The following is a 21,794-nucleotide window of genomic DNA, read 5'->3' as shown; positions in this document are numbered from 1 at the left end:
ACACGATATTTAAAAAATGGAATTACTTTTGCAGTTGTAGACCAACACGAAGTATAAAAATGATGAGCATGAAAAAAATAATCGGAGTAGTTGTCCTGTCTGTGGTAGCCTCCTCAGCGACTTTTGCCCAACGGTTTGCTTATGTGGATACGGAATATATTCTGAAACATATACCCGAGTACCTCGCTGCTCAAAAGCAATTGGATGCCCTTTCGGTACAATGGCAGGAAGAGGTTGATAGCCGTTTTGCGGATATCGAAAAATTGTATAAGTCGTACCAAGAGGATCAGGTATTGCTTAGTGAAGAAATGCGTAGGAAACGGGAAGACGAGATCGTACTCAAGGAGCAGGAGGCACGGGAATTCCAGCGGCAGAAATTCGGGTTTGAGGGCGATCTTTTCCAAGAACGTGTCAAACTCGTCAAACCGATACAGGACCGTGTGGCCCAAGCGATACAAACCATTGCTACCGACCAAAGTCTGGATATCGTGCTGGATAAGGGCAGCGAAGTTACCTTTCTCTATGCCAATCCAAAATTGGACAAAAGCAATGATATCATCACCAAATTAGGATATAAACCCGATCCTTCACTTGCGGATAAGTAATCCGTTTTGTATCATTGCGCAACTTTTTAAACGTAAATTAAAAATAACCTTATAATCACAATGGAGGGGTGGTAAGATTCTCCTCAACAACAAGTAAAAATCAAAATGGATAGCATGAAAAAATTGTTTAAAGGTGGAGTGGTGGTTGCGGTGCTGTTTTTATCAACCGGACTCGTAAGTGCGCAGCAGAAGATCGGCCATGTCAATTCAACTGACATCATCCAGGCCATGCCCGAATTCAAAACCGCCAATGCGGAATTCGAGAACCTGCAAAAGACCAAAGAAACAGAGCTGCAAGGCATGGCAGGCGAATATCAGAAAAAAATAACAGCTGCTCAGGATCTACAACGGAACCGTAGCGAAGCCAATGCAGATTCGATCGACACCCAGTTACAGGCCCTTAGTACACAGGTACAGGAAATTGAGCGTCGCATAAACGAACAGCAACAAGTTGCCCAGCAGGAATTGCAAAAAAAGCAAGAAGAGTTGTTTGCTCCGATTTTCCAAAAAGCCAACACAGCCGTACAAAGTGTAGCCAAGGAAAAAGGGTATGCATACGTTTTTGATATCGCCAATGCGGGCCTCCCCTATTTCGCGGGTGGTGACGATTTGACGGCCGATGTCAAAACCAAATTGGGAATTGCTAACACGACGCCGGCGGCAGCCCCGACAAACCCCTAATACCGGGTTAACTAAAAAAGCTAAAGCGGAATGTGTGTACATTCCGCTTTTTTTATTGCGCCTTAGCCGATCAATCTTAAAATCCCTCTAAATAATTTATTATGCTTGCATAGTAATTTTAATTCCGTAATTTCGTATTAAACCAAAAAGTAATGGTAAGCCAACTGATTTTCGGGATATTGCTGCTTGCAGCGTTGGCATTGGTTACCCGCAACGCCCGGGTTATCATTCGGAATATCCGGATGGGTCGGGATGAAAAGCGCAACGATCAACCCGCCAAGCGGTTAAAAACCATGTTGCTGGTTGCCTTTGGCCAAAAAAAAATGTTCAAGCGCCCATTTGCAGCGCTATTGCACCTATTCGTGTATTTGGGGTTCTGTATCATCAATATCGAGATGCTCGAAATTGTCATCGATGGTCTTTTCGGCACACACCGCATCTTTGCCGGCGCCGGTGCTTTCTACGCCTTTCTCATCGGAGCTTTTGAATGGCTTGCCTTCAGTGTGTTGGCAGGATGCGTGATTTTCCTTGCCCGGCGTAATATTGCCCGGGTAAGGCGCTTCTTTGGCAAGGAGATGACCCCGTGGCCGCGAACCGATGCAAACTTGATTCTCGTCGCCGAAATCCTGTTGATGGTGGCTTTTCTCACGATGAATGCGGCTGATTACAAACTCCAGTCGCTGGGTGCCCCCCATTATACACCGGGGGGCTCGTTTCCAATAAGCTCTTGGTTACTTCCCTTGCTTCCCGATGGCGCTATGGCGCTCATCAGCATCGAGCGCTTCTGCTGGTGGTTCCACATCGTTGGCGTATTGCTGTTTCTCAACTACCTCCCCTATTCCAAGCATTTGCACATCCTATTGGCATTTCCGAACACCTATTTTTCAAATCTGAAACCACAGGGACGGTTCACGAATATGGGTAAGGTAACCAACGAAGTGAAGGCCATGCTTGACCCGTCCTACACCCCTGAGCCATCAGATGCGTCGGCCCACTTCGGCGCGAAGGATGTCCAGGACCTGACCTGGAAAAACCTATTGGAGGCCTATACATGCACCGAATGCGGAAGATGCACGGCCGTCTGTCCGGCAAATATCACGGGAAAACTCCTGTCACCGCGCAAAATCATGATGGACACGCGCGACCGCATGGTGGAAGTGGGCGAAAATGCACGCAAAAACAATGGCTTCCAAGATGATGGAAAGGCGCTACTCGGTGATTACATCACACGAGAGGAACTTTGGGCCTGCACGACCTGCAATGCCTGTGTGGAAGCCTGTCCGGTAAACATCAATCCACTGGAAATCATCGTCGAAATGAGGCGATACCTCGTCATGGAGGAATCCGGGGCACCATCGAGCCTGAACGCCATGTTTGGCAATGTGGAAAACAACGGCGCCCCGTGGAAATATGCGCAGGCGGACCGAGCGAATTGGCGCGAAGGATAATTTGAAGATACTAACTACTATGTACTAGTTACTAATGACTGAGTTAACGATACCGACGATGGCCGAGATGGTGGCTAAGGGCGAAGCGCCTGATATCCTGTTTTGGGTAGGCTGCGCGGGTAGTTTTGATGAACGCGCCCAGCGCATCACGCGTGATATCTGTAAGATATTGCAGCATGTAGGCATGAAATACGCCATCTTGGGTACGGAAGAAAGCTGTACGGGCGACCCGGCAAAGCGTGCAGGCAACGAGTTTCTCTTCCAGATGCAAGCCATGGCAAACATCCAGGTGCTTGACGGTTATGAAATAAAAAGCATCGTTACGGCTTGTCCGCACTGTTTCAATACGCTCAAAAACGAATACCCGGCGCTCGGCGGTCACTATACGGTTATCCACCATACGCAATTGATCCAGCAATTAATCGACGAGGGTAAACTGAAAGCCGAGGGCGGCGAGTCGTTCAAAGGGCGACGCATCACTTACCATGACCCCTGCTACCTTGGACGGGGAAACGGGATTTACGAAGCACCGCGCAAAGCGCTTGAAAGCCTCGATGCCCAATTGGTGGAGATGAAGCGCTGCCGGAGCAACGGACTGTGCTGCGGGGCGGGTGGCGCCCAGCTGTTTAAGGAACCCGAGAACGGCGACAAGGACATCCATGTGGAACGCATTGAAGAGGCGTTGGAGACGCAACCCGAAATCGTGGCCGCTGCCTGCCCATTCTGCATGACCATGCTGCGCGACGGCGTCAAGGCCAAAGAGAAAGAACAGGAAGTACAGGTGCTGGATATCGCTGAGATTACCGCACGTGCCAATGGATTGTGATCCGGCACTTATTTCATCAATGCAATAACCAATACATCACATATACGGTAGCCATAGCGGTTGTACCGATGATCAGCGTACCCATTGTCTGTAATCTGTAACCGGTTTTCACATCCATATTGCTCATCTGGGTAAATACCCAGAAGAAACTGTCGTTCACATGCGATACAACCATCGAACCGGCGCCCACAGCAACGACAACAATCGCCTTATCCAACTCACTCACAAAGCCCAAGGACTCCATCAATGGCGCAATTACGGACGCCGTGGTAATCAATGCCACGGTGGATGAGCCCTGGGCGCTTTTCAACGCAGCCGCCAAAAGAAAGGGCAACAGAAGCCCGAGATTGGATGACGTCAGGGCATCGCCCAATGTGCCTGCCACGCCCGAGTTCTGCAGCACGGCGCCGAATATCCCACCAGCACCGGTCACCAGTATGATGGTAGCCGAATCGACTAAGGCCGTGTTTACCCATCCATCCGTGGAAAGCATGCTTTTTTCCAGCTTTTTAGGAAGCAGCAAACACAGTGCAAACCCTACCAATAACGCAATAACAGGCTCACCGAAGAATGTGAGAAATGGATTATCGGACAACGATTTCCCGATGATCAGGAAAATCGGAATCAGTATGGGTAGGGAGGAAACAAGCAGTCCAGGGGTACGACCAGCTGTTCCTTCCGGCTCTCCAGCCGATTCACCCGGGTCAACATAAATTTTCACGGCCATTTTATGAGCGAATAGCAATCCGGCAGCCAATGCCACTCCCGCGGCAATCATGCCCAGGCCCATGACGATCCCCAAGTCGGCGTTGAGGATACCCGCTGCAGCTACCGGACCCGGTGTCGGTGGTACCAGTGCATGTGTACACGTTAGCCCCAAACCCAAGGCAACCGCGGTGCCGGCCAGTGACAATCCCGCTTTTTTGGTCAGCCGCTTATTCAATGCCGACAACAACACAAAGCCACTATCGGCAAAAACCGGGATGGAAATGATGTAACCAATGATCCCCATGGCTGTGATCACCCGCTGCTTCCCGATCAGGCTCAGCATCTTTTGGGCCAATACCAACGCACCGCCGGTTTTCTCCAGAAACACACCGATCATTACACCGAGGATGATCACCAGTCCAATCTTTCCAATGGTACCGCCAAATCCATTCTGTATGGAGCTGATCACGGCATCTGCATCCATGCCACTGGCAAGGCCGAGCACAATGCTGACCAGCAACAATGCCAGAAAGGGATGTAATTTTAGTTTGGTGATCAGCAGCACAATGGCTGCGATGCTTAACAATACGGTAATGATGGCCATAAATACAGTTATATCAGTTGTCGTAACTAGGGAAATCTTCCGACATAGCTACGCGGCTAAAGTTAGTAAAAACAAGCAACTATCAAAATCGGACACGACTGCCGGGCGATTAGCGCGATGAACTCTCCCTGATCAGCAGGCTAGGCGCTAGCACAATTTTCTCGGGTTTGTGCTTGTAGTAGTCGCCTCTTTCCAGCAGCCGAAGAAACAACCGTGCTATTTCCTCTCCCATTTGTACGGTACACTGATCTACCGTAGAGACGGTGGGGCTTACCAAACTGGTAAATGCTTCGTTGGCAAATCCTACAACGCCGACTTCCGTCGGGATGTCCTTTCCGGCGGCTTTCAACTCCTGCACCACCCCCATGGCTGTAAAATCCTCCAAGGTGAATATCGCATCGAAGTCGATGCCGTTGGCCAATAAATTCCGTACACACTGACGGCCGAATTCCGGTGAAAAATCTCCTTTGATGATGAGGCGTTCGTCGATGGGAAGCCCATACTGTTTCAGCGCATCGAGGTAGCCCCGCAGGCGCTCATTGAAGATATTGATATTCCGGTACTGATTGATGTGCACGATCCGGCGGTATCCGGATTGGATAAGGTGCTCAGTGGCCATGAAACCGCCACGGTAATCGTCGATCGTTACCGACGGCACGTCGAGGCCCTGAGGTACACGGTCGAAAAATGCCAAGGGTATATTTCGGTCCTTAATTTCACCGTAACCACCATCGCCCTCGGTCTCCAGGGAAATGGAAGCAATGATACCGTCTACCCGCGAACGGAGAAACGTATCGATTCCACGGTTCTCCTGCTTAATGGACTCCTGCGATTGATACAATAATATCGTATAGCCGTTTTCATTCATTACCCCTTCGATGCCATGCACGACGGAGCTGAAGAAAGTGACGTCGAGCCGGGGCACCAACACGCCGATGATTTTTGTCTTGCCTGAACGCAAAGAAGAAGCCACCTTGTTGGCCCGGTAGCCGAGTCGGTCGGCCGTCTCCCGCACAGCCTGCTTAGTGGTTGTACTGATAGCCGGATGATCGTTGAGCGCGCGTGCTACCGTGGAAAACGTGATGTTAAGTTCCTTCGCAATATCTAAAATGGTAATCTTCTTCAAGCCGATGTCAATTAATGTATACGCTGTTCAAGCACTTGCCTGATCATGGGGTTTCAACAAAAGTAAAGATAGATTTTGGAATACAAAATGTAATATATACCTTTATGCCAACGTTAGCATTATAAAATCTGTATTAGCCCACCATGTTACTATTAGGCATCGATATCGGTACATCATCTATCAAAGTTTCGGTGGTTGACGCCGACACACAGGCATGTGTTGCCTCGGTCCGTTATCCCGACGACCACGAAAACAACATTCTCTCTGTTATTCCGACGTGGGCTGAACAGGCCCCGGATATGTGGTGGGAGCAGGTTGTATTGGCCATCCGGCAACTTACCGCTGATGCCTCATTCAAAACACAAGATATCGGCGCTATCGGAATTGCCTATCAGATGCACGGGCTGGTGGTTGTCGACAAAGACGGCAACGCACTCCGCAATTCCATCATCTGGTGCGACAGCCGCGCGGTAGACATCGGTGAAGCGGCATTCACACAGATCGGCAAGGAATACGCCTTGGAACACCTGCTCAATTCACCCGGTAATTTTACGGCGTCCAAATGGGCTTGGGTAAAAGCAAATGAGCCGGACACCTACGCAGCGGCGCATCACATCATGCTCCCGGGCGATTACATTGCCCTCAAGCTGACCGGCACAGCCACCACCAGCATATCAGCCCTTTCCGAAGGTGTGTTTTGGGATTTCAAAACCAACGGCATTTCCAAAGACGTGATCAATTATTTTGGTTTCGATGAAGCGATATTCCCGGAAATCCGGCCATTGTTTGGCGAACACGGGACGCTGCGGAAGGACGTGGCTGTACAACTCGGACTCAGACCGGGCATCCCGATAAGCTACAAAGCCGGCGACCAGCCCAACAACGCACTTTCTCTCAATGTATTGCAACCCGGGGAAGTTGCCGCGACGGCAGGCACTTCGGGCGTGATTTATGCCGTGAGCGACCAATTGATTTACGATCAGGCATCCCGGGTAAACACGTTTGCTCACGTCAACTACACACCGGAAGAGCCGCGTACCGGTGTACTATTATGCATAAACGGAACGGGGATACTCAACCGGTGGGTGAAAGATCATTTCGGGCATGGCATCGCCTATCCACAGATGAATGCCCTCGGCAAGGCGGTAAGCCCGGGCAGCAATGGCCTCAAGATCCTTCCTTTCGGCAATGGGGCTGAGCGCATCCTCCATAACAAAATCCTCGGCGCACGGTTTATCGACCTGGATTTCAATGCCCATGGGCGTTCACATGTTTTCCGGGCTTCACAGGAAGGCATTGCCTTTTCATTCCGCTACGGGCTCGATATCATTCGGGAAAACGGAATGAGTCCCGCCATTATCCGTGCGGGTCAGGCTAATATGTTCCTTAGTGAGTTGTTTACGGAAATTTTCGTAGACGTGACCGGCGTGCCCGTGGAACTACATGAAAATGATGGTAGCGTGGGCGCTGCATTGGGAGCAGGTATCGGTGCAGGTATTTTCGCTTCCGCCAGCGAAGCCTTCAGTCGGCAGAAAGCGTTAACGATCGTCGAACCGCAGGGTACCGACCATTATGAAGCACTATACCAAGAGTGGAAACAACTCCTCGAAGACCAGTTGGCCAAGGAATTGGATACTACTGGGCGGGAAAATAACGAATAAGAACAAGCGAATAAACATATTAATAAAAAAAACAACATGTCAAACGTAGTAATCGGCGAAAAAGAATACTTTAAAGGTATCGGTAAGATCGGATACGAAGGACCGGAATCAGATAATCCATTGGCATATCGCTGGTACGATGCTGGTAAAACCATCGCAGGCAAGACCATGGAAGAACACCTCCGGTTCGCTGTGGCTTACTGGCATTCGTTCAATGGCAATGGCGGTGACCCATTCGGCGGTCCGACGTTGTTCTTCCCATGGGATGAACACCAGGATGTCATCCAGCGGGCAAAGGATAAAATGGATGCGGCATTCGAATTTTTCACAAAAATCGGCATGCCTTATTATTGCTTCCATGATGTGGACGTGGTGGATTATGGTGATGACGTCGCTGAAAATGAAAAGCGGCTCCAGACCTTGGTCGAATACGCGAAGGAGAAACAAGCTGCCAGCGGTGTCAAATTACTGTGGGGCACAGCCAATCTCTTCTCCCACAAACGCTACATGAACGGCGCGGCGACCAACCCGGATTTCGCGGTTACGGCCCATGCGGGTGCGCAGATCAAGGCTGCTTTGGATGCGACTATTGCACTCGGTGGCGAAAACTATGTATTCTGGGGTGGACGTGAGGGGTATATGACCTTACTCAACACGGATATGAAGCGTGAGCAGGAACACCTGGCACAGATGCTACATATCGCCCGGGATTATGCACGTAGTCAGGGGTTCAACGGTACATTTTTCATTGAACCTAAACCCTGTGAACCCACCAAGCATCAATATGACTACGATGCGGCAACGGTGATCAGCTTCTTGCGCCAATACGATCTGCTGGATGATTTCAAACTCAACCTCGAAGTGAACCACGCTACGCTTGCCGGACACACTTTCCAACACGAATTGCAGGTTGCGGCCGACACTGGTTTGTTGGGTTCCATGGATGCCAACCGTGGCGATTACCAAAACGGTTGGGATACGGACCAGTTCCCCAACAACATCAACGAGCTTACCGAATGCATGTTAATCATCCTTGAGGCGGGCGGATTTGCCGGCGGTGGCATCAACTTCGATGCCAAGGTACGCCGCAATTCCACGGATCGTGCAGACTTGTTCTATGCACACATCGGTGGTGCCGACACCTTTGCGCGTGCACTTATCGTTGCTGATAACATCCTGAAAAAATCCGATTATCGGAAGCTCCGGGCAGAACGCTATGCTTCGTTCGATGCCGGAAAAGGAAAAGATTTCGAGAATGGCAAATTGGGCCTTTCCGACCTACGCGACATCGCGGCGGCATCCGGAGAGCCTGCAACGACCAGCGGCAAGCAAGAGTTATTCGAGAATATCGTCAACCGGTATATTTAATGGCTTTGTGATGAATGGTTAATTGTCAATACCTAAAAATGGCATTGGCAATTAACCATTTTCAATTATAAATCCCTGCGTTCAAACCCGAATACCTGTTCACGTTCGTCTTTCACACCCATCAGTTTATTGCGGATGACCTGCGCGGCAATCATGCTGAAGGTAATGCCATTCCCGCCATAACCCAACGCAAAAAACATACGTTTCCTGCCCGGCCAGTGGCCAATGAAAGGCAAGCCGTCTTTCGTGGAGCTGAACGTGCCACACCAGGCCATATCTGTAGTGAATTGGATTTTCGGATAAATAGCATTGAATTGTTTCTCAAGCCTTTTTATTTTCCAACGCAGTAGCCGATCCCGCCGTTCGGGATTCCGGAACGGCACATCCTCGCCCCCAATCATCATCCGGTTGTCGGGTGTGGTGCGCATGTAGAAATAAGGCTTTGCTGTTTCCCAAATCAAGCTGCGTTCCGGCCACAGCTGAGCAGGATCTACCGGTTGTGATATCAACGCATATGTAGACGTCAGATCCATTACCTGTTCGGGCAGAAATTTCCCCGCTTCAAAACCGGCTGCGATGACCATATACTTACAGCGAACCCTCCGCCCCGCATCGGTCAACAGTTCGTATCCACCTCTTGTTTGCTGATAATCCATAACATCCGTATGCGAAAAAAGCGAGAGGCCACCATTCGCCAGGTGATGTTTGAGAAGTCCGGTAGCTGCTTTATAACAGTCCATCTGTGCTGCCTCGTTATTCTTCAATGCACCGTAACCATTGATCCGATGCGTTGCAAACAACGCGTCGTTGTTTAGGAAATCTACAGGAAGCCGATGCTTCTTCCGGATTTCATACTCCCGTTCGAGGAGGCGGAGCCCTCGTCTATTGCTGGCTAGAAAAATACTGGGCACGCGTTTGAAATCGGGACGTACCCGTGTGGCGTCGAATACCTTCTCCATATCGGAAATGGACTGCAGGCTGGCGTGGTAGGCGGCGACCGCTATGCGCTCACCCACATCATCGATCATTTCGCACAAGGGTACATCGATTTCGTATTGCAGCTGCGAGGTGCTTGCGGCGGTACTACCCGTTGCAATAGTCCGTTTATCAAATACGGCACAGGGAATACCCGCCGCGCACAGTTCATGTGCCACCAACGCACCCGTGATACCCGAGCCGATAATAGCCACATCGACTGCATAATCATCCCGGAGCGGGTTGAAATAGTCATACAGCTTGTTTTTCACTATCCAATAAGCAAGGCCGGAATGCAGGTCCATATGTTGTATTTACCAATTAAACAGGAAACGGGTTGGATTGTTTGTGTATTTTATCCGCTGGTGGCATTCATTGTCCTCTTTGTATCGTATATTTATCGACACAAACTACTAAAAGCAAAACGAGATGTCATTTCAGAGTTACCTCAAGTCCATCAAAGAAAAAACGGGTAAGGATCCGATAGACTTCCGGCAATTGGCGGCTGAAAAAGACCTTACTGAAAACGGGATACTGAAGGTCGGAATAAAAGCCGGGCAAGTCGTAGATTGGCTGAAAACCGACTTTTCGCTTGGCCACGGACACGCCATGGCAATCTATGCGTTATTAAAAGGGATAAAAAATGAAGATAGTGAATGAATAATCTATAAGCGTGGACCAACAGACGCTTATCGATCGGTTGCCCATTGTGGCCAAAATTAAGGTACCGGCTTTGATTAGCCTGGGCGAGGATGACACGATCTCCGCAACGCTGCTGCATGACGTGTGTTTTTACGAAAAGAATGATTCCATCGCGTTTTATGCCGCTTACGTATTGGAGCATATCGCTTCCCGTTATCCTGAGCGATTCATGCCTGTTTTCGATACGTTCATTTCCCGTTTGCCTGAGCAGAAAAACGCCAGTTGCCAACGCCACTTCACGAAGATACTGATGGTGATAGCCCATCCCAAGGCTCCAGAATTATACCAGGAAGCATATTCGCAGATTGAACGCGAGCTATTAGTGGAGACCGTTTTTGGGTGGCTCATCGCCCCGCGTACGACCGTAGCCGTACAGGCCAACTGCATGGATATCCTCCTGTACATGAGCCGGGAGTTTGGATGGATACGAGAAGAATTGAAGCATCAGATTGAATTCCTCATGCGCGATGGCTCGGCTGCCTTGCAAAGCCGCGGCAAGAACGTGCTGGAAAAACTGAACCGGTTAAAACCTGAGGTTGACCCCGAGGGATAGCAGGGCAAAAACATCTTTACTTTCGTTGCCCGGATAAGCACCGCTATAGCCATCCAGTTCATCGTCGAGCGAAAAGTTGAGTTGACCGTTGACCACCAAATTCCAGATGTAAGAGTCCAAGAGATCCGGTTTGAGGTTATGGAGGGGAACTTCAAATCCGAAATCGGTACTCACAATATAGCTGAGTCCGTAGTTATCGCCTTGATGAGTGGGCAATATGCCGTTTACCATAATTTCCTGGCCATTGTTATCGGTAGAAGGAAATTGCCCAGTAACCCGACGTTTATCCCACTGCAAACTATACAATGCACCCATACCGGCACCTACATACACACTATTGAGCGTACGCTTACCGAACGACTGCCGGTATTCGATCCGCCGCAGGTGGTCGTCCTGTAGGTATTTGATCGGCTGGAAACGGACACCGAGCGTAGCTGAATGGTATAAGTTCGTGGTCTTTCTCCTGACGTTATTTATAGCAGTCTGATCTTCTCCCCTCAACAGTCCTTCCTGTAACTCCAAACCGATGCTCAGCCCATGGGTGAGAAAATAATTGCCCCTGAGGTATACCCCACCGCCGATTTGTTGTTTATCCAAATCACCATATAACAACGCTGGACCCAATCCAGCGGTTACCGAATACCGGAAATATGGGATGGGCGACTCGTTGCCAAATTGGGAATAACCGAGATACGGAAAGGCGACAATACATACAAAGGCAAACAACGAGCTTCTTTTCATAATCCCATCCCCTCAATACTTATACCATTTTGCATAAAAATATCAAAAAAGTGTATTGCCTTTCGGGTTATTTAGCTTTCCCAAATGTTTGTAGGCTAATTCGGTACACTCCCTGCCGCGGGACGTACGCATTAGATACCCTTCCTGGATGAGAAACGGCTCATACACTTCCTCGATGGTTCCTTCATCCTCGCCTACCGCCGTAGCGATGGTTTTCACGCCTACCGGCCCGCCCTTGAACTTATCAATGATGGTCAGTAAAATGCGGTTATCCATTTCATCGAGGCCGTGTTCATCCACATTGAGTGCATGCAGCGCATACTGGGCAATGGGGGTATCGATTTTGCCATCTCCTTTTATCTGTGCAAAATCACGTGTTCGCCGAAGCAAGGCATTCGCTATCCGCGGGGTTCCACGGCTCCTTCGGGCAATTTCGTAGGCCCCTTCTTCGGTGATGGGTGTCCGAAGGATACTGGCCGATCGCAGCACGATGGTGGTAAGCAGCTTGGCATCGTAATATTCCAACCGTGCATTGATACCGAACCTTGCGCGAAGCGGTGCAGTAAGCAATCCCGAACGGGTGGTCGCTCCAACGAGCGTGAATGGATTCAGGGTAATCTGTACCGAGCGTGCGTTTGGCCCGGTTTCGAGCATAATATCGATGCGGAAATCCTCCATGGCCGAATAAAGGTATTCCTCTACCAATGGGCTAAGCCGGTGTATCTCATCGATAAAGAGCACGTCACCCTCATCCAGGTTGGTCAATAGGCCGGCCAAATCACCCGGTTTGTCTAATACAGGCCCCGACGTAATTTTGATACCCACTCCCATTTCATTGGCAATGATATGCGAAAGGGTCGTTTTGCCCAGCCCCGGCGGACCATGCAGCAATACATGATCCAACGCCTCGCCCCGCATCTTGGCAGCTTGCACGAATATACTGAGGTTATCCAATATCTTCTGCTGACCCGTGAAATCTTCAAAAGCTTGCGGGCGCAGCACCTTTTCCAGCTCACGCTCCGTGTTTGATAACCTTTCGAGATTGGGGTCCAAATGTTCGTTCATTTTTATTTATACTTCCTAAACCAACTATTCACCTTCATCTGGATGACACCGAAAAAGGCTTCCTGGAATATACGCGTGCTCATTTTCGAAACTCCCTCGGTACGGTCCGTGAAGATGATCGGTATTTCCACCACGTTAAATCCGTATTTGATGGCCGTGAATTTCATTTCAATCTGAAAGGCATAGCCGACAAAACGTATTTGCTCAAGCGGTATGGTTTCCAACACTTCGCGTCGATAACAGACAAAACCGGCCGTAGCGTCACGAATGGGTATTCCCGTAATCAAGCGCACATAGCCCGAAGCGAAATAAGACATCAACACCCTGCTCATGGGCCAATTCACGACATTTACACCTTTGATATATCGGGACCCAATGGCCATATCGGCCCCGGCCATGCATGCCTCGCGGAGCCGCACCAGGTCGTCGGGGTTGTGCGAGAAATCGGCATCCATTTCAAATACATATCGATAAGAGCGGGTAATACACCAACGGAACCCATGGATATAAGCGGTTCCCAATCCTGACTTGCCCGTTCGTTCCTCTAAAAAAAGCCGTCCGCCAAATTCCGATTGCAGCCGCCTTACGATCGCCCCGGTACCATCGGGTGAGCCGTCATCCACCACCAGTACATGAAAGCTTTCCGGCAGCGAAAACACTTTACGGATAATTTTTTCGATGTTTTCCTTCTCATTGTAAGTAGGGATGATGACGATGCTATCTGACACTACCGATTGAAATTTATAACGTAAAGGTAAGGATTATCAACAAAAAAGAGGAATACAAAAATACCGTTACGGCATCGATTTACCGTAACGGCAGGTATGGCGTGTCTTTCCGGACACTAATGGATACCGTGCATCATCCGCTTCAGCAACGGTGAGCACACAATCAAAATCAGTCCGGCTATGGCGGGTATCACCGCAAAAATCAGGAAAAATGTCGAGATCGAATAAGCCGCGCTGATTTTGTCGATCAAGCTGCCCGACATTCCCGCAAGAAAATTCGCGACCGCACTGCAGGCAAACCAGATCCCGAAAATCAGCCCCACGAATTTCTTCGGAGAAAGTTTGCTCATGTATGAAAGCCCTACCGGAGATACGCACAACTCGCCCGATGTGTGGAAGAAATACGCCAGTACCAGCCAGATCATACTTACCTGTGCCGTGGCGGCCCCTTGCGGAATATCTTTGCTACCGTAACCCAATACGGCAAAACCGACGCCCAGCAGAATCAGCCCAAGTGCAAATTTCACCGGCCCCGAAGGATTGAACACCTTTTCCCACATTTTACTGAATAGCGTTGCCAGGGTGATGATGAAGAACGAATTCAGTATCTGAAACCAAGAAGCAGCCACCTCTGTTTCCAATGCATAAAACTCGCGATAAATCTTCCAGATGCCGAGGCACCAAATCACCACGAAACTCAACGCTGTAAATAGGATGGAAATCGGGTATTTCGAAAATATCTTTTTGGCAAGTGACCACAGTACCCATGAGACGATGAGCAAGGGAAATACGGTAAGTATGGCATCCACCCATTTAAAGGTAAGCGCCGCATTACCCGCCAACATCCGCTCGGTGTAATCCAATGCAAAAATACTCATCGATCCGCCAGCCTGTTCAAAAGCCATCCAAAAAAAGATGCTCGACAATGAAAGGACAATGATAACGATCAGCCGGTCGGTGACCACGCGCTTGGATGGGGGTTCGATGCCCTCTTCTTCCGCCTCGGCTGCTTCCGCACCATCCGCTACCGCAACTCCGCGCTCACGGGTTTCTTTGGGCGACTCGCCCAATACGCCAAAAATACGCTGAGCATAATAAAACTGGAGCATACCAAAAAACATGAATATACCGGCTAGGCCAAAGCCCCAGTGCCAACCTACTTTTTCACCGATATATCCGCAGAGCAACATACCCAAGAAGGCACCAGCGTTGATACCCATATAGAAAATGGTGTATGCTGAATCTTTCTTCTTGCTGTTATCCGGATAAAGCTGGCCAACAATGGATGAAATATTCGGCTTGAAAAGCCCGTTACCCAATATCATCAGTACCAACCCGATGTAGAAAAATGACGAGCCGGCACCTTCCAAAGCCATCGAGGCATGGCCCAGCGTCATGATCAGCGCGCCGAGTACCACAGCTTTTCGGTAGCCTGTCAACCGATCGGCGATGAATCCACCGATCAAGGGGGTTAGGTATACCAATCCGGTATACCAACCGTACAATTTCATGGCATCTTCGCGCGTCCATTCCCAGCCTCCGTTTGCGAGCTCAGACACCAAAAACAGGGTAAGAAGCGCCCGCATGCCATAATAGCTGAACCGTTCCCACATCTCTGTGAAAAACAGGACGAATAGTCCGACGGGGTGGTCGAATACCGTCTTCGTATCGACGCCGTTCTTAACCAGGTGTTTTGTTAGTTGTTCATCATGATTGTGCTGCATATCTTGATATTAGGTATTAAAAATTGGGTTCATTCATGTGCCCATGTTGCAAATAAAACAAACTTTTTGGGATTTTCCCGCCGCATTGGGCAAATTTATTCGTCTACAAAACCGGTATTCATTGTATGGAAAGACCGCTTTTGGGATGGTTTAGCGGCTTTTTGGGATCATTATACCGATCATCATTTAGGTTGGGCGGATTCATCATTGGCACATCCGAAACGAGCACCAGCCTACCGTTTTCCAATTGCCAGGCATCGTATGTCATATCTGGCCCGTATTGTTCGTATTGCCCCTCGTACTTGGTATCCGCTGGTGCTAAATGATCCACCACGATACGGTTTTCCATGCTGTCATAGTCCATATACATACGGGCATTCCTGTCATATCGATAAATAACGCGGGCATGAGCAGGGTGATCGGCCGACTCAAAGACAGCTTTGCCCAATTGTGCACCTGTGTTCGTGAGCCGGAGGACTTCAATAACCTTCTGCGTTACTTGCGGCGTATGCCCCTTCCAGCCAAGCAGGATATAGTCACCGTTGAATGGGATAAGGCGGTAATACTGCGCTCCGTACCAATTATCCGTGGTGGTTATGGCCGTCTCTGGGGATTCGATTTGATAGGTCTTATCCAGTAGCGGGTAAAGCTTGAGGCTACCATCCGGTGTATTCAATTGGATGGTTCCATAGTAAAGGTATGACCCGTCGTTCAACTGGATATGCCAGGAAAAGATCCGGAAGCGGTCGTCCGGTGCACGGAGTATGGAGACCATCCCGAGCGAATCAAACGGAAAAGCAAATGAATTGGGTGTTTTCAATGCAGCCACCAAGGTCTTGACGAACGTAAAGTTGGCCGCCAGCCGTTCGGGTTCGCTTGGCTCGTTATACATGATATAGCCAAGTTTGGTGAGGCTATCCTGCAGTACTTGAATGTCACGTCGCGGGTTGGATTGACCATTGGACTCCGCGATACCGGCAACTAACCCCGCCATCAATAGCAAAAAAAACCGCATCCGTATGTCAACTATAAATCCCAATCCTAAATTCTTTCAACCACCAAGGCACTGGCGCCGCCGCCGCCATTACAAATCCCGGCCACGCCGATACGGCAATTGTTTTGGGCCAATACCGACAACAGGGTTACCACGATACGTGCACCCGAAGCACCCAGCGGATGTCCCAGCGACACAGCTCCGCCATTGATATTGACCCGATCCGGTGATAAGCCGAGTTCGCGATTATTAGCGATGGAAACCACGGAAAAAGCTTCGTTGATTTCATAGCAGTCTACCTCCGCTGGCTGGATGCCCGCCCGCTGCAAAGCACGGGGAATGGCCTTTGCCGGGGCCGTGGTAAACCATTCGGGTGCCTGCTGTGCATCCGCGTAACCGCGAATGCGGGCTATGGGTTGCAGCCCCAACTCCCGGAGCTTTGTACCGCTAACCAGTACCAATGCTGCAGCCCCGTCGTTAAGCGTGGAGGCATTGGCAGCAGTTACGGTGCCCTCCTTTTTGAATACGGGTTTTAACTCCGGAATCTTATCGAATTTTACGGCATGAATTTCTTCGTCTTCGCTGACTACAGTTACTTCCCCTCTCCTACCCGGCACCGCTACCGGCACGATTTCCTGCTTGAACTTACCTGCTTGCTGCGCGGCCTGCGACCGTTTGTATGACTCCACGGCATAGGCATCCTGATCCTCGCGGCTGATCTGGCACTCCGCAGCACAAAGTTCAGCCGCCGAACCCATGTGGAAATCGTTGTACACATCCCAAAGCCCGTCTTTCACCAAGCCGTCCGTTACCTGCCCATGGCCCAACCGATAACCGGTCCGCGCCTTATCCAGGTAATAGGGCACATTGCTCATGCTTTCCATTCCACCAGCTACCACGATATCATTGGCCCCGAGTGCAATGCCCTGCGCCGCCAGCATGATTGCCTTGGCACCGGAAGCGCACACCTTATTCACGGTGGTAGCCGGAACATCGGGCAATCCGGCAAATTTAGCTGCCTGCGTAGCCGGTGCTTGCCCGACGTTGGCCGACAACACGTTCCCAAAAAACACTTCCTCTATGGCATCGGGCGGAAGCCCCGCCCGGCGCACCGCTTCTTGAATGGCGACGCCTCCCAATTGGGTGGCGGATAATGCCGATACCCCCCCACCAAAACTACCAATGGGCGTACGCACCGCAGAAACCAGATAAACTTCTTGCATAATAACAATGGATTACCGTGCCAAGGTACGAAATTCACGCAACACCCAACGTGCGTTTTGAACACATACTTCATCAACGTATCAGTTAAAAATAACTTACAAAAAATGTTAGATTAATCTAAATTTTGTATTTTTGTATTCGATATGACCAAAGTAATCGGCTACTTTTACGCATTATGCTGTACCATATGCGCCCTGATATCTTGCCAACCCGCACCAGCTGGTGGTTCAGCGGCAGCAGGCAAGCTCCATATCTTGGCTACGACAGGCATGGTTGCCGATATGGTACAGCACATTACGGGCGACTCGGCCGTTGTGGTAGCCTTGATGCAACCCGGTGTTGACCCCCATCTCTACAAAGCGAGCCAAGGCGATCTCCGGAAAATACTGGATGCCGACTACCTGTTTTACAATGGATTACACCTGGAAGGGAAACTCGCAACCATCTTGGACAAACAAAAACGCGTAAAGCCGGTAGTCGCTGTAGGCGACGGCCTTAATAACCTGATTAAGGTGAATGAGACAACCTACGACCCCCATATCTGGTTTGATGTATCGCTATGGAAATCAGCCACGGCTAACGCCGTTCAGCAATTGAGCCGGCTGGACAGCAGTAACGCCGCGTATTACAAAGCCAATGCCCTCAACTACATGGAACAACTGGACTCATTGGACGTATGGATACATTCGCGGATAAACACCATCCCACGTACCAAACGAGTACTCATCACCGCACATGATGCATTCAGTTATTTCGGTCGTGCATATGGTGTTGAAGTCAGGGGACTCCAGGGAATTTCGACACTCTCAGAATTTGGGCTGCGCGATGTGTCCGGTTTGGTTGATTACATCGTACGGCAGGAGATACCCGCTGTCTTTGTGGAAAGTTCGGTATCAGACAGATCCCTGAAGGCGGTATTGGCAGGGGTTCACCAACGGGGGGGCCAGGTCCAAATCGGCGGAAATCTTTTTTCGGATGCGATGGGGGCTTCCGGTACGCCAGCGGGCACGTACATCGGAATGGTCAAACACAATGTAAATACGATAGTGGCAGCATTAAAAAACTGATAGCAAACGAAGCGATGATCATACATGCACAACAACCGATCGTGGAGGTACACGACCTGACCGTGAGTTACGCGCGGAAACCGGTGCTTTGGGGGGTAGACTTTACATTGCCTTCCGGCTGTATTGCAGGAATTGTGGGGCCTAATGGTGCCGGTAAATCCACACTACTCAAAACCATCATGGGCCTAATCCCTCCTTCAAGCGGGTATATCAAGCTATTTGACCGTCCGGTAGATGAAGTGAGGTCACGCGTCAGTTACGTACCGCAACGTGAATCCGTTGATTGGGATTTCCCCGTTTCGGTGTTGGATGTGGTGCTGATGGGACGTTACGGCAAGGTGGGACTGTTGCGTAATACAGGCGCACGCGACCAGGCTATTGCGCGTGACTGCCTGGATAAAGTAGGCATGGCTGCATTTGCCAAAAGACAGATTTCCCAATTATCCGGTGGGCAACAGCAACGTGTTTTCCTTGCCCGTGCTCTGGCCCAGGAATCAGACATTTATTTCATGGATGAGCCATTTGCCGGTGTGGATGCCGCTACCGAACAGGCGATCATCGGCTTGCTGCGGGAGATGGCCTCGGCGGGAAAAACCATCATCGTGGTACATCACGACCTCCAATCGGCACGCACCTATTTCGATTGGATCATTTTGCTTAATATGCGGCTGGTCGCGGCCGGTCCGACAGACCAGGCCTTTACGGATGAAACCATCCAACAGGCCTATGGAGGCAGACTCAACTTATTGTCGCAGGTAGGTGACGTCATGGAGAAACGTGCCTTCCCCAGCAGGGAAAACTAAAGAAGAGAAATCATGCATAGCCTAATCGACTTCTTTTCATTCTCGGACCCCAACGTTCGCTATGTGGTGGTCGGCAACGTATTGCTGTCGGCCAGCGCAGCGATGGTCGGTGCGTTCATCCTGTTGCAAAAGAAGGCGCTGGTGGGTGACGCGGTATCGCACGCGGTCCTCCCGGGGATTTGCGCGGCATTCCTTTTTTCCGGCAGCAAGAACACGGCCTTCATGCTCGTAGGTGCGTTCATTACCGGATGGCTCGCGTTGGTTGCCATTGATTACATCACTGCAAAATCGAAGATCAAGAAGGATGCGGCCATCGGATTGGTCCTCTCGGTTTTTTTTGGTGTGGGCATGGTGATGATGACCTACATCCAGCAATCGGGCAACGCCGCGCAGAGTGGGCTGGATCACTTTATATTCGGCAAGGCAGCGACCCTCATTGGCTCAGACCTCATCATTTTCAGCATACTGGCAGCGGTGCTGCTCGTCGTTGTGGGACTGTTTTTCAAGGCATTTACCCTGGTTGCTTTTGACCGGCCTTATGCCCAGGCGCTGGGGTATCCGGTACGCAAGCTCGACCTACTGCTCACCAGCCTCACCGTGCTGGCCGTGGTAACGGGCATTACGGCCGTGGGTGTCGTACTGATGGCCGCGATGCTTATTACCCCTGCGGCGGCTGCGCGGTACTGGACAGACAACATCCGGCGAATGGTTGGGATTGCCGTAGCCTTCGGGATGTTTGCCGGGCTGGCCGGAGCCTATATATCCTACACAGCTCCTTCCATGCCCACAGGTCCGTGGATGGTAGTGGTCTCCTCAGCCATCGCTTTTTTCTCTTTCTTCTTTGCGCCAAGGAAAGGTATTGTACCAAAACTATATACGCAACGCAGAAACCAACGCATCATCGCGGAGGAAAACACCTTGAAAATCTTCTATCACCTCGGCGAGCGGACGGGTCATTTCAATGGAATGCGGCATTTCAATGAATTAACCGGTGCGCGTGAAGTGGACAAACCCTTGCTTGAAGCGACGTTAAAGCGATTAGTTGCCCAAAAGCTACTGATATCGCAGGGCGATCAATGGGGGTTGACGGATGGGGGTTGGCGCAAAGCCACGCGGGTAGTGCGGCTACATCGGCTATGGGAGTTGTATTTGACCAGCTATATGAATATAGCGGCCGACCATGTGCATGACGATGCGGAAACCATTGAACATATCCTGACCCCTGAACTGGAGCGTGAACTGGAGGCGCAGTTGGGGTATCCGGATAAAGATCCGCATGATACGGAGATACCGAAAATTTGACGATGACGTTATGATTGCCTTTTGGATTATATTGACCGGTGCCTTGGTAGCCGTTACCTGCGGATTACTGGGCTGTTTTTTGATTCTGCGTAAAATGAGCATGGTGGGCGATGCAATCAGCCATGCGGTACTGCCGGGAATTGTGATTGCTTTTTTGCTCAGCGGAAGCCGCGAGACACTACCGATGTTATTGGGTGCGGGCGCAACCGGTTTGCTGGCCACGTTCTTGATCGAGTATTTCCACCGGCGGGCCGGTCTGCAGACCGATGCGGCGATCGGGGTTACGTTCACCTTTCTTTTTGCGGTGGGTATCATCCTCATCAGTGCTTTTGCTGGCAAAGTGGATATCGACCAGGATTGTGTTTTATATGGGGAAATCGCCTATGTACCCATCGATCTGTGGGTGACCGCCAACGGGACCATCATGGGGCCACGACCTGTTTACATCCTGTCGGTAGTTTTGTTGGTGGTATCCGTATTTATCAAATTAGGGTACAAGGAACTCAAGTTGACCTCCTTTGATCCCGCTTTCGCTTCGGCCCTGGGTATTTCCACGGCCTTATGGCATTACTTGCTCATGGCTGCCGTATCCTTCACAACGGTCAGCTCCTTTGAATCCGTAGGTGCCATATTGGTCATTGCATTCCTTATCGGCCCACCGGCCACCGCCTATCTCCTGACGCACGACCTGAAACACATGCTGGCCATCACGGTTGTCTTGGCTATCTTTATTTCCTTTACGGGTTATTGGATGGCCTATTGGCTCAATGCGTCCATCGCGGGGTGCATGGCGGTGATAACCGGGGGATGTTTTGTCGGCGTATTTTCTATCAGACAGTTGATTAAACCGAAAGGCAGCCAAGCCATCACCAACGAGGTGATGGCTTAG

At 50.3% G+C, this 21,794-nt stretch carries 21 protein-coding genes; 12 read left to right on the top strand and 9 right to left on the bottom strand.

The window, feature by feature from the left end:
- Positions 1 to 68 precede the first annotated feature (68 nt).
- The 4 genes from IEV98_RS24035 to IEV98_RS24020 all read left to right on the top strand — a co-directional run bounded on the left by IEV98_RS24035 (position 69) and on the right by IEV98_RS24020 (position 3,560).
- The gene (locus tag IEV98_RS24035) at positions 69 to 605 is read left to right on the top strand and encodes an OmpH/Skp family outer membrane protein (RefSeq protein ID WP_188508604.1); all 537 of its coding nucleotides are present in this window, start codon (positions 69 to 71) and stop codon (positions 603 to 605) included.
- Between the two features lie 114 nt (positions 606 to 719).
- Entirely contained in the window at positions 720 to 1,286 is a 567-nt protein-coding gene (locus IEV98_RS24030; protein ID WP_188508603.1) for an OmpH/Skp family outer membrane protein, read from the top strand.
- A gap of 152 nt (positions 1,287 to 1,438) precedes the next feature.
- The gene (locus IEV98_RS24025) at positions 1,439 to 2,734 is read left to right on the top strand and encodes a 4Fe-4S dicluster domain-containing protein (protein WP_188508602.1); all 1,296 of its coding nucleotides are present in this window, start codon (positions 1,439 to 1,441) and stop codon (positions 2,732 to 2,734) included.
- Between the two features lie 34 nt (positions 2,735 to 2,768).
- Complete coding sequence (locus IEV98_RS24020) at positions 2,769 to 3,560, top strand: (Fe-S)-binding protein (protein WP_188508601.1); 792 nt, start codon at positions 2,769 to 2,771, stop codon at positions 3,558 to 3,560.
- Positions 3,561 to 3,576: 16 nt separating this feature from the next.
- On the opposite strand, the gene IEV98_RS24015 is transcribed toward IEV98_RS24020, so the two are convergent.
- Both IEV98_RS24015 and IEV98_RS24010 read right to left on the bottom strand, forming a co-directional pair.
- Positions 3,577 to 4,872: a GntP family permease gene (locus tag IEV98_RS24015; RefSeq protein ID WP_188508600.1), complete on the bottom strand. Its 1,296-nt coding sequence runs from the start codon at positions 4,870 to 4,872 to the stop codon at positions 3,577 to 3,579.
- 109 nt (positions 4,873 to 4,981) lie between these two features.
- The gene (locus tag IEV98_RS24010) at positions 4,982 to 5,998 is read right to left on the bottom strand and encodes a LacI family DNA-binding transcriptional regulator (RefSeq protein ID WP_188508599.1); all 1,017 of its coding nucleotides are present in this window, start codon (positions 5,996 to 5,998) and stop codon (positions 4,982 to 4,984) included.
- A gap of 143 nt (positions 5,999 to 6,141) precedes the next feature.
- Here IEV98_RS24010 and IEV98_RS24005 point away from each other — a divergent pair, with 143 nt between their 5' ends.
- Complete coding sequence (locus IEV98_RS24005) at positions 6,142 to 7,659, top strand: xylulokinase (protein ID WP_188508598.1); 1,518 nt, start codon at positions 6,142 to 6,144, stop codon at positions 7,657 to 7,659.
- A 36-nt stretch (positions 7,660 to 7,695) separates the two neighbouring features.
- A complete protein-coding gene (gene xylA, locus IEV98_RS24000) occupies positions 7,696 to 9,027 on the top strand; it encodes a xylose isomerase (RefSeq protein ID WP_188508597.1) in 1,332 nt (443 codons plus the stop codon).
- Between the two features lie 65 nt (positions 9,028 to 9,092).
- On the opposite strand, the gene IEV98_RS23995 is transcribed toward xylA, so the two are convergent.
- Positions 9,093 to 10,307, bottom strand: coding sequence for an NAD(P)/FAD-dependent oxidoreductase (locus IEV98_RS23995; protein ID WP_188508596.1), 1,215 nt, complete (start codon positions 10,305 to 10,307; stop codon positions 9,093 to 9,095).
- Between the two features lie 124 nt (positions 10,308 to 10,431).
- Here IEV98_RS23995 and IEV98_RS23990 point away from each other — a divergent pair, with 124 nt between their 5' ends.
- Both IEV98_RS23990 and IEV98_RS23985 read left to right on the top strand, forming a co-directional pair.
- Entirely contained in the window at positions 10,432 to 10,662 is a 231-nt protein-coding gene (locus tag IEV98_RS23990) for a DUF4287 domain-containing protein (RefSeq protein ID WP_188508595.1), read from the top strand.
- A gap of 13 nt (positions 10,663 to 10,675) precedes the next feature.
- Positions 10,676 to 11,257, top strand: a complete 582-nt coding sequence (locus IEV98_RS23985; protein ID WP_188508594.1) for a HEAT-like fold family protein — start codon at positions 10,676 to 10,678, stop codon at positions 11,255 to 11,257.
- Here the strand turns inward: IEV98_RS23985 and IEV98_RS23980 are convergent.
- The 6 genes from IEV98_RS23980 to IEV98_RS23955 form a co-directional block, all read right to left on the bottom strand.
- Complete coding sequence (locus IEV98_RS23980) at positions 11,228 to 11,998, bottom strand: putative outer membrane beta-barrel protein (RefSeq protein ID WP_188508593.1); 771 nt, start codon at positions 11,996 to 11,998, stop codon at positions 11,228 to 11,230. The two genes, IEV98_RS23985 and IEV98_RS23980, sit on opposite strands and share 30 nt — an antisense overlap.
- A gap of 42 nt (positions 11,999 to 12,040) precedes the next feature.
- Entirely contained in the window at positions 12,041 to 13,063 is a 1,023-nt protein-coding gene (gene ruvB / locus IEV98_RS23975) for a Holliday junction branch migration DNA helicase RuvB (RefSeq protein WP_188508592.1), read from the bottom strand.
- Positions 13,064 to 13,065: 2 nt separating this feature from the next.
- Complete coding sequence (locus IEV98_RS23970; protein ID WP_188508591.1) at positions 13,066 to 13,791, bottom strand: polyprenol monophosphomannose synthase; 726 nt, start codon at positions 13,789 to 13,791, stop codon at positions 13,066 to 13,068.
- 116 nt (positions 13,792 to 13,907) lie between these two features.
- Positions 13,908 to 15,515 (bottom strand): peptide MFS transporter, encoded by a 1,608-nt coding sequence (locus tag IEV98_RS23965; protein WP_188508590.1) that lies wholly within the window; start codon positions 15,513 to 15,515, stop codon positions 13,908 to 13,910.
- Positions 15,516 to 15,633: 118 nt separating this feature from the next.
- Complete coding sequence (locus IEV98_RS23960; protein ID WP_188508589.1) at positions 15,634 to 16,530, bottom strand: hypothetical protein; 897 nt, start codon at positions 16,528 to 16,530, stop codon at positions 15,634 to 15,636.
- Between the two features lie 26 nt (positions 16,531 to 16,556).
- Entirely contained in the window at positions 16,557 to 17,732 is a 1,176-nt protein-coding gene (locus tag IEV98_RS23955) for an acetyl-CoA C-acyltransferase (protein ID WP_188508588.1), read from the bottom strand.
- A gap of 144 nt (positions 17,733 to 17,876) precedes the next feature.
- Here IEV98_RS23955 and IEV98_RS23950 point away from each other — a divergent pair, with 144 nt between their 5' ends.
- The 4 genes from IEV98_RS23950 to IEV98_RS23935 are packed head-to-tail and all read left to right on the top strand — an operon-like array spanning position 17,877 to position 21,794.
- A complete protein-coding gene (locus IEV98_RS23950; protein ID WP_188508587.1) occupies positions 17,877 to 18,800 on the top strand; it encodes a metal ABC transporter solute-binding protein, Zn/Mn family in 924 nt (307 codons plus the stop codon).
- A 14-nt stretch (positions 18,801 to 18,814) separates the two neighbouring features.
- Entirely contained in the window at positions 18,815 to 19,603 is a 789-nt protein-coding gene (locus IEV98_RS23945; RefSeq protein WP_188508586.1) for a metal ABC transporter ATP-binding protein, read from the top strand.
- A gap of 12 nt (positions 19,604 to 19,615) precedes the next feature.
- A complete protein-coding gene (locus IEV98_RS23940; RefSeq protein ID WP_188508585.1) occupies positions 19,616 to 20,905 on the top strand; it encodes a metal ABC transporter permease in 1,290 nt (429 codons plus the stop codon).
- Positions 20,880 to 21,794, top strand: a complete 915-nt coding sequence (locus IEV98_RS23935; protein WP_229738949.1) for a metal ABC transporter permease — start codon at positions 20,880 to 20,882, stop codon at positions 21,792 to 21,794. Before IEV98_RS23940 ends, IEV98_RS23935 begins: the two co-directional genes overlap by 26 nt.

Source organism: Parapedobacter pyrenivorans, assembly GCF_014636865.1.
Classification (GTDB): Bacteria; Bacteroidota; Bacteroidia; order Sphingobacteriales; family Sphingobacteriaceae; genus Parapedobacter; species Parapedobacter pyrenivorans.
Note: the sequence above shows the minus strand (reverse complement) of the source record. Positions and strands in the feature narration are given on the sequence as shown.

What these genes read in the sequence shown, in the direction of transcription:
- IEV98_RS23980 (WP_188508593.1), bottom strand. Translation starts at nt 11,998, where the DNA reads ATGAAAAGAAGCTCGTTGTTTGCCTTTGTATGTATTGTCGCCTTTCCG.
- IEV98_RS23990 (WP_188508595.1), top strand. Translation starts at nt 10,432, where the DNA reads ATGTCATTTCAGAGTTACCTCAAGTCCATCAAAGAAAAAACGGGTAAG.
- IEV98_RS23935 (WP_229738949.1), top strand. Translation starts at nt 20,880, where the DNA reads ATGATACGGAGATACCGAAAATTTGACGATGACGTTATGATTGCCTTT.
- IEV98_RS23995 (WP_188508596.1), bottom strand. Translation starts at nt 10,307, where the DNA reads ATGGACCTGCATTCCGGCCTTGCTTATTGGATAGTGAAAAACAAGCTG.
- IEV98_RS23965 (WP_188508590.1), bottom strand. Translation starts at nt 15,515, where the DNA reads ATGCAGCACAATCATGATGAACAACTAACAAAACACCTGGTTAAGAAC.
- IEV98_RS24025 (WP_188508602.1), top strand. Translation starts at nt 1,439, where the DNA reads ATGGTAAGCCAACTGATTTTCGGGATATTGCTGCTTGCAGCGTTGGCA.
- IEV98_RS23950 (WP_188508587.1), top strand. Translation starts at nt 17,877, where the DNA reads ATGACCAAAGTAATCGGCTACTTTTACGCATTATGCTGTACCATATGC.
- IEV98_RS24035 (WP_188508604.1), top strand. Translation starts at nt 69, where the DNA reads ATGAAAAAAATAATCGGAGTAGTTGTCCTGTCTGTGGTAGCCTCCTCA.
- IEV98_RS24005 (WP_188508598.1), top strand. Translation starts at nt 6,142, where the DNA reads ATGTTACTATTAGGCATCGATATCGGTACATCATCTATCAAAGTTTCG.
- IEV98_RS23955 (WP_188508588.1), bottom strand. Translation starts at nt 17,732, where the DNA reads ATGCAAGAAGTTTATCTGGTTTCTGCGGTGCGTACGCCCATTGGTAGT.
- xylA (WP_188508597.1), top strand. Translation starts at nt 7,696, where the DNA reads ATGTCAAACGTAGTAATCGGCGAAAAAGAATACTTTAAAGGTATCGGT.
- IEV98_RS24015 (WP_188508600.1), bottom strand. Translation starts at nt 4,872, where the DNA reads ATGGCCATCATTACCGTATTGTTAAGCATCGCAGCCATTGTGCTGCTG.
- IEV98_RS24030 (WP_188508603.1), top strand. Translation starts at nt 720, where the DNA reads ATGAAAAAATTGTTTAAAGGTGGAGTGGTGGTTGCGGTGCTGTTTTTA.
- IEV98_RS23960 (WP_188508589.1), bottom strand. Translation starts at nt 16,530, where the DNA reads ATGCGGTTTTTTTTGCTATTGATGGCGGGGTTAGTTGCCGGTATCGCG.
- IEV98_RS23945 (WP_188508586.1), top strand. Translation starts at nt 18,815, where the DNA reads ATGATCATACATGCACAACAACCGATCGTGGAGGTACACGACCTGACC.
- IEV98_RS23940 (WP_188508585.1), top strand. Translation starts at nt 19,616, where the DNA reads ATGCATAGCCTAATCGACTTCTTTTCATTCTCGGACCCCAACGTTCGC.
- IEV98_RS24020 (WP_188508601.1), top strand. Translation starts at nt 2,769, where the DNA reads ATGACTGAGTTAACGATACCGACGATGGCCGAGATGGTGGCTAAGGGC.
- ruvB (WP_188508592.1), bottom strand. Translation starts at nt 13,063, where the DNA reads ATGAACGAACATTTGGACCCCAATCTCGAAAGGTTATCAAACACGGAG.